This is a genomic window from Ruegeria sp. AI2 (assembly GCF_056541275.1).
This window is the reverse complement of the sequence record NZ_JBQFYB010000001.1, coordinates 452,520-464,079: the sequence shown is the minus strand read 5'-3', so window position 1 is coordinate 464,079 and position 11,560 is coordinate 452,520. Positions and strand designations below refer to the sequence as shown.

General features: G+C 59.2%; 12 protein-coding genes. 6 read left to right on the top strand and 6 right to left on the bottom strand.

The features are described from left to right. Positions 1-34 precede the first annotated feature (34 nt). From ACR0LL_RS02320 to ACR0LL_RS02300, 5 genes are all read left to right on the top strand, one after another. Complete coding sequence (locus ACR0LL_RS02320) at positions 35-673, top strand: lysoplasmalogenase family protein (RefSeq protein ID WP_480583574.1); 639 nt, start codon at positions 35-37, stop codon at positions 671-673. Positions 674-731: 58 nt separating this feature from the next. Further along, positions 732-1,874, top strand: a complete 1,143-nt coding sequence (gene ftsY / locus ACR0LL_RS02315; RefSeq protein WP_480557327.1) for a signal recognition particle-docking protein FtsY — start codon at positions 732-734, stop codon at positions 1,872-1,874. Between the two features lie 88 nt (positions 1,875-1,962). Beyond that, entirely contained in the window at positions 1,963-2,865 is a 903-nt protein-coding gene (locus tag ACR0LL_RS02310; protein ID WP_480476492.1) for an EamA family transporter, read from the top strand. Positions 2,866-2,881: 16 nt separating this feature from the next. After that, positions 2,882-3,487 (top strand): inner membrane-spanning protein YciB, encoded by a 606-nt coding sequence (locus tag ACR0LL_RS02305; RefSeq protein WP_267363984.1) that lies wholly within the window; start codon positions 2,882-2,884, stop codon positions 3,485-3,487. A 114-nt stretch (positions 3,488-3,601) separates the two neighbouring features. Further along, positions 3,602-4,270 (top strand): Crp/Fnr family transcriptional regulator, encoded by a 669-nt coding sequence (locus ACR0LL_RS02300; RefSeq protein WP_480481510.1) that lies wholly within the window; start codon positions 3,602-3,604, stop codon positions 4,268-4,270. Positions 4,271-4,488: 218 nt separating this feature from the next. Here ACR0LL_RS02300 and ACR0LL_RS02295 read toward each other — a convergent pair whose 3' ends face one another. The 6 genes from ACR0LL_RS02295 to rpiA all read right to left on the bottom strand — a co-directional run bounded on the left by ACR0LL_RS02295 (position 4,489) and on the right by rpiA (position 10,690). Beyond that, positions 4,489-5,982 (bottom strand): DegQ family serine endoprotease, encoded by a 1,494-nt coding sequence (locus ACR0LL_RS02295; RefSeq protein WP_480583571.1) that lies wholly within the window; start codon positions 5,980-5,982, stop codon positions 4,489-4,491. Between the two features lie 127 nt (positions 5,983-6,109). Continuing rightward, positions 6,110-6,304 (bottom strand): DUF2065 domain-containing protein, encoded by a 195-nt coding sequence (locus tag ACR0LL_RS02290; RefSeq protein WP_267363999.1) that lies wholly within the window; start codon positions 6,302-6,304, stop codon positions 6,110-6,112. After that, positions 6,304-7,200, bottom strand: coding sequence for a protease modulator HflC (gene hflC, locus ACR0LL_RS02285; RefSeq protein WP_267363981.1), 897 nt, complete (start codon positions 7,198-7,200; stop codon positions 6,304-6,306). Before hflC ends, ACR0LL_RS02290 begins: the two co-directional genes overlap by 1 nt. A 3-nt stretch (positions 7,201-7,203) precedes the next feature. Then, a complete protein-coding gene (gene hflK, locus ACR0LL_RS02280; RefSeq protein WP_267363979.1) occupies positions 7,204-8,346 on the bottom strand; it encodes an FtsH protease activity modulator HflK in 1,143 nt (380 codons plus the stop codon). A 72-nt stretch (positions 8,347-8,418) separates the two neighbouring features. After that, the gene (gor, locus tag ACR0LL_RS02275; RefSeq protein ID WP_480585237.1) at positions 8,419-9,777 is read right to left on the bottom strand and encodes a glutathione-disulfide reductase; all 1,359 of its coding nucleotides are present in this window, start codon (positions 9,775-9,777) and stop codon (positions 8,419-8,421) included. Between the two features lie 124 nt (positions 9,778-9,901). Further along, positions 9,902-10,690, bottom strand: a complete 789-nt coding sequence (gene rpiA / locus ACR0LL_RS02270) for a ribose-5-phosphate isomerase RpiA (protein WP_480583566.1) — start codon at positions 10,688-10,690, stop codon at positions 9,902-9,904. Positions 10,691-10,857: 167 nt separating this feature from the next. Here rpiA and ACR0LL_RS02265 point away from each other — a divergent pair, with 167 nt between their 5' ends. Further along, positions 10,858-11,559, top strand: a complete 702-nt coding sequence (locus ACR0LL_RS02265) for a glutathione S-transferase family protein (protein ID WP_480583563.1) — start codon at positions 10,858-10,860, stop codon at positions 11,557-11,559. Position 11,560 lies beyond the last annotated feature (1 nt).

Sequence of the window (11,560 nt, the reverse complement as noted above, 5' to 3'; positions counted from 1 at the left end):
GGATGAAGGTATTCGAAAACCGCAGTGAGGTGACATGACAACCCTTCTCTTCTGGATCGCCCTTGGCTGCGCATTGGGATACCTGCCCCTGACGGCCCGACCAGCCAGTTCCTTGCGCACTGTGCTGAAAACCACCTCGGTCGCCGCGCTGGCAGTCATTGTGGTTCTGCAGGCCAGCCCATGGATGCTTGCCGCTGCGCTTGCCCTGTGCGCAACCGGGGACGCGCTGTTGTCGCGTGAAACGGATGCCACGTTCATGGCCGGCATTGCCGCTTTTGCCGCCGGGCATCTGGCCTATATCGCCCTGTTCCTGTCGCATCCTGCCAGCTCCGCCAGCCTGATCTGGGATGCCCCCGCGATCGTGTTGTCTCTGGTCATTCTGGGCATTGTCATGGCCACACTGCTTGCCCCCCGCGCCGGAGACCTGAAAGGCCCTGTTCTGGCCTATATCCCGATCATCCTTGGCATGGGGATCACCGTGCTGGCGCTGCCCCAGACAGGTGCCTTGCGATGGGCGTTCCCGGCTGCAATCGCCTTCATCGCGTCTGATCTGATCCTTGCTACGGAAAAGTTCCTGCTGCCTGCGAACCACCCCGCCCACAAGCTGACGCCCTATCTGATCTGGCCGCTCTACTGGGGCGCGCAATTTGGTTTCGTCTTCGCTTTTGCGTGACCCTTTGCAACTGCCGCAAATCCGCATTAGGTGAAAGGAACACCTGCGGAGACCAAATATGGCGTTTTTCTCAAAGCTAAAGGACAAGCTGTTCAAATCCTCATCCCGCCTCGAACAGGGGCTGGACGCCATCGTCGAGGATGGTGGCGAGGAAACCGCCGCACCCGACCCTGTCCTCCCCGAACCTGAGCCCGAACCGCAACCGGTTCCCGAAATCCCGACCCCTGAACCGGCGCAGGAACCGGCTGAACAACCTGCCCCCGCCCCGGCGGATCCCACACCAGTTGCCCCGCCACCAGAAATCCCTGAATCCAAAGGCATCCTGAACCGCTTGTTCAGCCGTGGCAGCGCTGCCACAGAAATGCGCCGCACGCTGGATGACGACATGCTCGAGCAACTCGAAGAGCTGCTGATCGCTTCTGACATGGGCGTCGACACCGCCCTGCGTGTCACCTCGAACATGGCCGAGGGGCGCTTTGGGCGCAAACTCTCGACCCGGGAAATCAAACAGTTGCTGGCGCAGGAAGTGGCCCGCGTGATGGAGCCCGTGGCCAGGCCCCTGCCGATCTATCCCAAACGCCCGCAAGTGGTGCTGGTCGTCGGCGTCAACGGCTCGGGCAAGACCACGACCATCGGCAAACTGGCCAGCCAGTTCAAGCAGGCTGGCAAAAAAGTCGTCATCGCCGCCGGTGACACCTTTCGCGCTGCGGCCGTCGAACAGTTGCAAGTCTGGGGCGATCGCGCCGGGGTTCCGGTTCTGACCGCGCCCGAGGGCTCGGACCCCGCCAGCCTCGCCTTTGACGCGCTGACCCGGGCTCAGGCCGAAGGCGCGGATCTGCTGATGATCGATACCGCCGGACGCCTGCAAAACCGCACCGACCTGATGGAGGAACTTGCCAAGATCGTCCGCGTCATCCGCAAGGTTGACGAGACCGCACCGCACAACACCTTGCTGGTCCTTGACGCCACCACAGGTCAGAACGCGCTGAGCCAGGTGGAAACCTTTCGCAAGCTGGCCGATGTCTCGGGCCTGATCATGACCAAGCTGGACGGAACCGCCAAGGGCGGTGTGCTGGTCGCGCTGGCCGACAAGTTCGGCCTGCCGATCCATGCAATCGGAGTGGGAGAACAGATCGATGACCTTGCCCCCTTCGATCCCGAAGAATTCGCCGCCGCCCTGACCGGGCTCGACAAGGGCTGATCCGCCACTTCATCTGGCCCCAAATATCCTCGGGGGTGTGGGGGCAGACAGCCCCCACCCCTCTCCGCCCTACAAAAGGTCTGCGTATTTGAGCGACTGGCTGATCTCACTTGAAGGCACCGAAGCCGGTCACCAACTGGCGCTGGCACTGGCGTTGATGGCCGCCTTCCTGCACGCCGCGTTCGGGGCGCTGCAGAAGGGCCGCCATGATCCATGGCTGTCCCGCGGTGCCATTGACGCCAGCTATGGTCTGATGGCCGCCCCGTTTGCCTTTTTCGTGGTGCCCTGGCCTGAACCTCATATGTGGCCGATCTTCGCCCTCGTCTGGCTGATCCACATTGCCTACAAGACGCTGCAGGCCGCGGCGTACACCAAAGGGTCCTACACGGTCGTCTATCCCGTCGTGCGCGGGACAGGCCCGCTGTTTACGGTCATTGGTGCCTATCTTCTGTTCGGAGAAACATTCTCGACCGTGCAGTGGCTGGGCGTCGCAACCCTGCTGGCCGGGATATTCGGCCTGGCCGCCTATAATTTCCGGTTTCTCGAAACCAACCGGGACACGCTGGGGATTGCGCTGGTCCTCGCGATCATCACGGGGCTGTTTGTCGCCCTTTACACCACCTATGACGCCTATGGCATACGCGCCACCGCCGACCCGTTCACATTTCTGGCCTGGTTCTTCATGATCGACGGCGCGGCGATGCCGGTCTACGCCTTCCTCAGATGGCGCGCGATGACACATCGCCCTGCGCCCGGCCCGCTGATGCTGCGGGGTCTGGCCGGCGGCATCATCGCACCTTTGTCCTTTGGGTCAATCATGCTGGCCACACGACTGGACAAAGTCGGCGAAGCCGCCGTGCTGCGCGAAACCTCAACCGTCTTTGCGGCGCTGATCGGCTGGCTTGTCCTGAAGGAGACCGTTGGCCCAAGGCGCATTGCATTGATGGCATTGATTGCACTCGGCGCCGTAATAGTTGAAATGGGCGGGTAAGCAGCAGGACATACCGATGACAGGCAAAAAAGACATCAACCCATTTCTGAAACAGGTGCTGGAGCTTGGCCCGCCGCTGGCCTTCTTCTTCATCTACCTGCGCTTGCGTGATGACAGCTTTCTGATCGGTGGTACCGAATATTCCGGCTTTATCATCGCGACGATTATCTTCGTCCCCCTGATGCTGGGGGCAATGGGTATTCTGTGGTACCTCACCGGCCAACTCAGCCGGATGCAGATTTTCACGGCCTTCATGGTTATTTTCTTCGGCGGCCTGACCGCATGGTTCAATGACGAGCGGTTTTTCAAGATGAAAACCACGCTTGTCTATGGCCTGTTCGCCCTGATCCTTGGCATCGGGTTGCTGCAAAAGAAATCTTATCTGGCCTACGTATTGGATGAAATGCTGCCGATGAAGCACGAGGGCTGGATGATTCTGACGCGCCGCCTATGCGCCTGTTTCGCTGTTCTGGCCGCCGCAAACGAGTTTGTCTGGCGCACCATGTCGACCGACCTTTGGGTCAAGATCGAAACCTTCGGATTTCCCATCGCGCTGATGGCCTTCCTGATGCTGCAATTCAGCATCCTGCAACGCTACATGGACGACCCGGAACAGAAATAACTGCCCTGACGTCGCCATACCTGCAAAAACAAACAAAATTCTTGGCTTAGCCGCCGAGCTATGGGAAGTTGTATCACCACCCACACTCACACCTTGCCCAAGATCGGTGTATACATGACGGCCTTTCCCACCAGCGGCTTCCTTTCCGAAGCCTCCGACGGGCTTAGAGAGATGCTTTCGGCGCAAGCGACCGACATCTCGCTGGCTCAAGGAGAAACCCTTTTCGAACAAGGCGATGAAGGGGATTCGCTCTATGCCATTCTGGAAGGCACGCTTGAAGTGTCCTTTCTGGCGATGAGCGGCCGGAAACTGACATTGACGCTGATGCGCCCAGGTGAAGTTTTTGGCGAGATCGCTCTGTTTGACAACGGCCCGCGTACGGCGACTATTGCCGCGGCCGAGCCATCGCGCGTCCTGCGTGTGCGTCGCAATGACGTCATGAACCAGATCAGAAAACAGCCTGATCTTGCCGTGGATCTGATCCGGTTGGCCGGGCTGCGGATGCGATGGATGGGGTTGCAGCTGAACGAGCAGGTCTTTTTGCCCATGCCCATTCGACTGGCCCGAAAGCTGCTGCATCTGTCGGAATTGCAGGACGACCCGACGCAGCGCATCACCCTGTCGCAGAGCGAACTTGCCGAATTTGTCGGGGCTACGCGCGAGGCCGTTTCCAAGACAATCTCGATCTGGAAACGCGACAATATTGTCGAATCCTCGCGCGGCGGATTGCTGATTCAGGATTTCGATGCTTTGCGGGAACTGGCCGATTCCGAACTTATCTGAACCAGTGTGATCTGGTTCACATACGAGAGGGTTTGTGTTGACCTAAGGTGAAGTTGTTACCGTAGGAGGTCAGAGAATCATCCCCGATATCTGTCCACTGATCTCTCCCTGTATCTGAGCCATACGCAATTACTGCGTATGGCTCATTTTCTTTCTGCATGCCTCTTCAGGTGTTCAGGCAATGAAAAAGGCCGGGCGCTTGACCCGGCCTTTTCAAATCACTCTTCCAGGCTTAGCGCCACAAATCGCGGCTCGCCCCCCCTGCGGACCAAAAGCAGCAGGGATTTCCGCCCAGCCTCTCGCGATTGGTCCATTCGGGCTTCCAGGTCCGCGATGGTTTCCACCTTTTGCTGACCCGCTTCCGTAATCAGGTCACCCGCGCGCAACCCTTTCGCGTAAGCCTCAGACGCTTCGTCAACATTCGAAATCACCAGACCTTCGGCATCTGCGTCCAATCCCATATCCGCACGCAGCGTATCTGTGAGCGGGGAGATGGTCAGCCCGAGAATATCGGCGTTTTCTTCGACCGGAGCATCCTGCGTTTCTTCTTCGTCATCTTCTTTGCTTTCTGCGTCCTCGCGGCGTCCCAGCGTGACCAGAATTGTCTGTGTGCCGCCATCGCGGTGCACAATGACCCGGACGGCTTTGCCGACTTCTGTTTCGCCGACCTGACGGACCAGACCACGGGTGTCTTCGACTTCGACACCGTCAAAGCTGATAATCACGTCGCCCGCTTTCAGACCGGCCTCTTGGGCGGGGCCTTCTGGGACATCGCTGATCAGCGCGCCGCCGGGTTTTTCCAGCCCCATCGCCTCGGCCATATCCTCGGTCACGTCCTGAATGCGGACGCCCAGCCAGCCGCGCCGGGTTTCGCCAAATTCGCGCAGCTGATCGACGACCTTTACCACCACGTTCGACGCCATCGAAAAGCCGATACCGATCGAGCCACCGTTTGGCGACAGGATCGCGGTGTTCACGCCGATCACTTCGCCGTCCATGTTGAACAACGGACCACCCGAGTTGCCCCGGTTGATCGCCGCATCTGTCTGGATGTAATCGTCATAAGATCCGCTGAGCGCCCGGTTGCGGGCCGATACGATACCAGCGGATACAGAAAAGCCCTGGCCCAGCGGGTTGCCCATGGCAATAACCCAGTCACCCACACGCGCCACGTCGCTGTCGCCAAATTGCACGTATTTCAAGGGGCCAGACGCCTCGACCTTGAGCAGCGCGATATCGGTTTTCTCATCGGTTCCGATGACCTTGGCCACCAGTTCTTTTTTGGGCTGCCCGTCGCCGGGGAAGAATTCCACAAGGATTTCATCAGCTTCCGCAATGACGTGATTGTTGGTGACAATGTAGCCATCTTCAGAGATCACAAAACCCGACCCAAGGGCGTTGCTGCGTCGGGGCGGGCTGTTGTCATTGCCGCCGTTGCGATCCTGAAACTCGCGAAAGAAATCCTCGAACGGAGACCCCTCGGGCACGATACCCTGCGGACCTGTCTGACCTTCGATCAGGGTGCTTGTGGTGATGTTCACCACGGCCGGGCTGATCTTTTCGGCCAAGGGCGCCAGGCTTTCGCCTCTGGCCTGAGCGGAAACCGACTGCGCCAGCACAAGCAGCGTACCGGCAAAGGCCAGCCACAACAGCCGCATCCAAACACTCACGTCGTCCCACCGGACGGATAAACTGCGCGCTTTCGCCTGCACTTGAGCTCTCCTTGTCGACAATCTTGCCAAGGCCTGTTTCGGCCTTTCTTAGTTTCCAATGTAGTCAGTTTAACCCGGTGAGCAACTCGGGATCGCAGGGAAATCACCCGCACGTGAAACCGCCCCGTCAAAAGCCCAGTTGATATGCCCCCCAGAGCAGGATCAAACCGCTGACAACACAAAGCAACCCGGCCAGACGCCGGGCCTGTTCGGGCATGGCGCGCAACGCCTCCAGCATCCGCTCGATAAGCGAAGGGGCCAGCGCATAGGCCAGCCCCTCGACAATCAGTACCAGCCCGAAGGCCAGAAGGATCATGCCCATCATTCGGACGGCGCCGCCACCGGTGCCCGCCGACCTGATGGCGAACTGAGGTAGTTGAAGAAGTCCGAATCCGGGCTTAGCACCAACGAGCTGTTTCCGCCCTGAAGCGCATTTTCATAGGCCGACAGAGAGCGGTAGAACTCAAAGAACTCGGGGTCTGCTCCGTAGGCATCCGCAAAGATCGCGTTGCGTTCGGCGTCGGCCTCACCACGAACAATTTCAGATTCGCGGCGGGCATCCGACACCAGTTCCACCACTGTACGATCGGCTTGCGCGCGGATACGCTGTGCAGCTTCCTCACCACGGGCCACTTCATCTGCCGCTTCACGCTCGCGTTCGGCACGCATACGCGCAAAGGTGGCTTCGAGGTTGGCTTGCGGCAGGTCAGTGCGTTTGAGCCGGACGTCGATCACCTCGAGCCCCAGATCACGCGCTTCGGTAATGGCCCCATTGCGGATGCGCAGCATCAGCGCCGCCCGGTCCGAGCTGAGGATATCGTTCGAGCTGACGGAACCCAAAACTTCGCGCGTTTTCGCCCGCAAAATGGAATCCAGCCGCTGTTCTGCGGTATCGATACCGCCCGCACCCACCGCTTCGCGGAACTGGCGCACATCGGTAATCCGATAGCGTGCAAATGCGTCAACCACCAGACGGCGGTCATCCAGAGGTGTCACCTCCAGTGGTCCGACCTCGCGGCTCAGAATACGGTCGTCATAGCGGACGACTTCCTGAATGACCGGAATCTTGAACGCAAGACCCGGATCTTCCTTGACATCAATGACGCGACCGAATTGCAGAACCAGTGCTTTTTCACGTTCATCGACGATGAAGATCGAGGACAGCGCAGCCACCACAAGAACAAAAATGATGGGCAGAACAAAAGTTGATTTACGCATCTTTTAGTTCCCCTCGCCCGAGTTGCGGCGCAATTCGTTCAGCGGCAGATACGGGACCACGCCCTGCCCCTGCCCACCGGCATTCTCATCCAGAATGATCTTGTTTACGTCGCCAAGGACCTGCTCCATCCGCTCAAGATACAGACGCTTGCGCGTCACGTCCGGCGCTTTGGCGTATTCCGCCAAAACCGCACTGAAGCGGCTGGCCTCACCCTGTGCCTCATTCACGACCTGGGCGCGATAGGCTTCGGCTTCTTCCAGAACCTGCGCCGCTTCACCACGGGCACCGGCGAGAACCCGGTTGGCATAGGCATCAGCCTGCTTTTCAAGCCGGTCACGTTCCTGACCCGCTGACTGAACTTCGCGGAATGCGTCCTTGACCGGTTCTGGCGGGTCGGCACCATCAAAGTTCACACGAACGATATTGATGCCTGAACTATAGCTGTCGAGTGTGGATTGGATCAGTTCCTCAAGCCGTTCCGCGATAACCGCACGGTCGCGGTTCAGGATCGGCGCAAGCGAAGATTGCGCGATAATTTCGCGCATCGCGGATTCCGAAACCGCCTGAATCGTTTGTCTGGGATCACGCAGGTTGAAGAGGAAATCTGCCGGATTCGAGATGTTCCAGACCACCTGAAAATCGATATCGACGATGTTTTCATCGCCCGTCAGCATCAGACCCGCATCGCTTCCTCGACCACCCGAGCCGATGGTTTCCGTCTGTTCGACCTTCACCGGAATAACTTCGGCCGTCACAACCGGCCATGGGGCAAAGTTGAGACCTTCTGTACCGATCCCCGAGAAGCGACCAAACAGCAGTTCAACTGATTGCTCTTCGGGTTTGACCGTATAGGCGCTGGCCACGCCCCACATCACCAGAGCGGCGACGCCACCCAGCAGCAGGGTGCCTTTGGTAAAGGCCGGGCCACCACCGCCACCCGAGCCATTGGTACCACGGCCACCGCCACCACGACCGCCCATGAGGACGCGCAGCTGTTCCTGGCCTTTTTTCATCAGTTCGTCGATCTCGGGGATATGCGGGCCATCGCTTTCGGGGGGCTTGCGCCCGTCCCCGTTGTTACCCCGATTTCCTCCGCCACCGGATGAGCCTCCGCCCCCCCAGGGGCCGCCGCTGTTGCCCGCCATAAGTATCTTTTCCTTCGTTTTGGACCGTGTGATCACGGGTTCCCTTGTAACGTGTGTGCGCGCGCTTGCAAATCAAGCCGTGCGCACAGGTTGCCGCATTGTCACCAGTTCTTCGGCCATGACCGGGTGAACTGCAACCGTGCGGTCAAAATCTTCCTTGGTCGCGCCCCTCTTTACGGCGATTCCCGCCAGCTGGATCATCTCGCCGGCACCGGGGGCGACAATATGGCAACCCAACACCTTGCGCGTCGCCTGAGAGACGATGAGTTTCATCAGCACACGCTGCGTGCCGCCAGCAAAGGATTTCTGCATCGGCTTGAAAGATGTGGCATAGACCTCGATTGGTTCCTGCGCTGCCGCCTCTTCTTCGCTGAGACCTACGGTACCCATCTCAGGCTGAGTGAAGATCGCAGTCGGGATCAAGTCGTGATCCACCGGTGTCGGATTGCCTTTGAATACGGTTTCCACAAAAGCCATCCCCTCGCGGATCGCAACCGGTGTCAGGTTCACCCGGTCTGTCACATCACCAATGGCATAGATCGAGGGCACGGCGGTCTGGCTGTATTCATCCACGATGATCTCGCCCTTACGGCCGCGTTCAACGCCCAAAGCTTCCAGCCCAAGGTTATCGGCATTCGGCGCACGGCCCGTGGCATACATCACCACATCAAAACTCTGCTCGGAGCCGTTGGTGGCCTTGACCCAGATCTTGTCGCCCTGCTTTTTCATCCCGATCACATTGGTGCCCAGGTGCAGGTCGATACCGTTCTGGCACATTTCTTCGCTGATCAGTCCACGCGCCTCGTCATCAAACCCCCGAAGGATCTGTGCGCCGCGATAGAACTGAGTCGTCCTGACCCCCAGCCCGTTCATGATCCCGGCAAATTCACAGGCGATATAACCGCCCCCTACGATCAGGATGCTTTCAGGCAGCTTGTCCAGGTGGAATATCTCGTTCGACGTAATCGCCAGTTCCGAGCCCGGAAAATCCGGAACAACCGGGCGACCGCCGGTGGCGACCAGAATGTGTTTGGCCGTTTTGCGGGTTCCGTCGTCCAGCTCGACCGTGTGAGCATCCACAAGGCGCGCACGCTGGTCAAAGCTTTCGACGCCGTTGTTCTTCAGGATATTGCGATATATCCCTTCCAACCGATCAAGCTCGGCCACCAGCTTGCCGTGGAAAGTGTTCCAGTTGAACGCGCCGGGCTGAATGTCCCAGCCATAGGCCTGCGCATCCCCGACCATGCCCGAGTATTCGCTGGCAAAGACCATCAGCTTCTTTGGCACGCAGCCCCGGATCACACAGGTGCCGCCATACCGGTCTTCTTCGGCCAGCGCGACCTTGGCACCGGTTTCGCCCGCCGCAACACGCGCCGCGCGGACCCCGCCCGAACCTCCGCCGATGACAAAAAGATCATAGTCAAAGCTCATGCCGGGTTCCTTCATTCAACTTTCAAAATTCTCTGGATATCTGGGCGTAAAAAACCCTGTGCCAACCCCCGGCGCGGAAAATTCGAACTTTCATAGCCACTTGCCGAAGGGACCTGCACGATACTCAGTCCGAAAAATCGGAAAACAGGTTATCGCACGACCCGCTGAGCAGCTGATCCAGTTCGACCGTGCCCGCGTTGATATCACGCAGCTCGACCCGGCCATCGCCATGGCCGATCACGACCTTGTCGCAGATGTCGATGAACAGGCCATTTTCCACAACACCGGGCACCTGGTTCAGGATCAGCGCCATCTGGCGTGGGTTGCCGATGCGCTTGAGGTGCAGGTCAAGGATGTGGTTGCCCTCATCGGTCACAAACGGGGCCTCGCCATTCATGCGCAGCGCCGAGGATGTCCCAAGCACATCCATCGTATCCAGCGCTTCCTCGATCAATGTGCGTGTTGTCTGCCAGCCAAAGGGAATGACCTCGACAGGCAGCGGAAAGGCCCCCAGAGTTTCAACTTCTTTGCCTGCATCGGCGATGACGATCATCTGGTCGCTGGCCGTGGCCACAATCTTTTCCTGCAGATGCGCACCGCCACCGCCCTTGATCAGGTTCAGGTCCTGATCGAACTCATCCGCGCCGTCGATGGTCATGTCCAGCCAACCGGCCTGATCCAGTGAAATGACGTCAATACCAACCTCGCGGGCAAGCTGCGCCGTGCGGGTCGAGGTTGGAACACCCTTGATCCGCAGGCCGTCTTCGCGCACCCGTTCACCCAGACGGCGCACCAGCCAGGCGGCTGTCGATCCTGTGCCAAGGCCCACGCGCATCCCGTCTTCAACCATGTCGGCGGCACGGTACGCAGCAACGTATTTCGCGGTGTCGATTGGCGACAGATCTCTGGTCATGGCAGCTTTCCCAGTTTATTCTGACGGAGTTATAGGGAATGCGTCAGACGACTGCGACCCCATTTTGCGATCCGACAGGTGTTAAGATGTCTCAGGACTACGCGTTTCCTGTCGGAAAAGTCGCAATCATGTCTTACACCCACATCTTTGCGCTGTAAGTTGCGCGCATGTTGACCCCGTACCGCCTGCACTATGCCCCTGACAACGCCTCGCTGGTGATCCGGCTGGCGCTGGACGAGATAGGCGTGGCTTATGAAACCGTGCTGGTGGACCGCCGCCAGAACGAGCAGGACAGCGACGCGTATCGGTCGCTTAATCCCAACGGGCTGATCCCGGTTCTGGAAACGCCGCAGGGCCCGATCTTTGAAACTGCGGCGATCCTGCTTTGGCTGACGGAGCGCCATGGTCAACTGGCACCGACGGCGGATAATCCTGAACGCGCCGGATTTCTGAAATGGCTGTTCTTCGCGTCCAACACGTTGCACGCGGATCTGCGCATCCTGTTCTACGCTGAAAAATACATAGACGCCTCACAGGCCGACACGCTGCGCGCGGGCATCCGACCCCGGTTGCTGCAGCACCTGCGGTTGCTGGATGCGCTGGCGCGACGCGGGCCTGAGTGGTTTCGCGCAGGTGTCCCATCGGTTCTGACCTATTATGTCGCCTGCATAATGCGCTGGATGGCCCTGTACCCCGTAAGTGCTGACCGCAGCTGGTATCAACTGGCCGACACGCCGCATCTGCAGAAAGTGCTTCTGCACCTTGAGACATGCCCCGCCACCCGTTCGGCAATCGCTGCGGAAGGTTTGGGCGTTACACCCTTCACATCCCCTACTTACGCTAATCCCCCGGAAGGCTCGGCTATCTGAT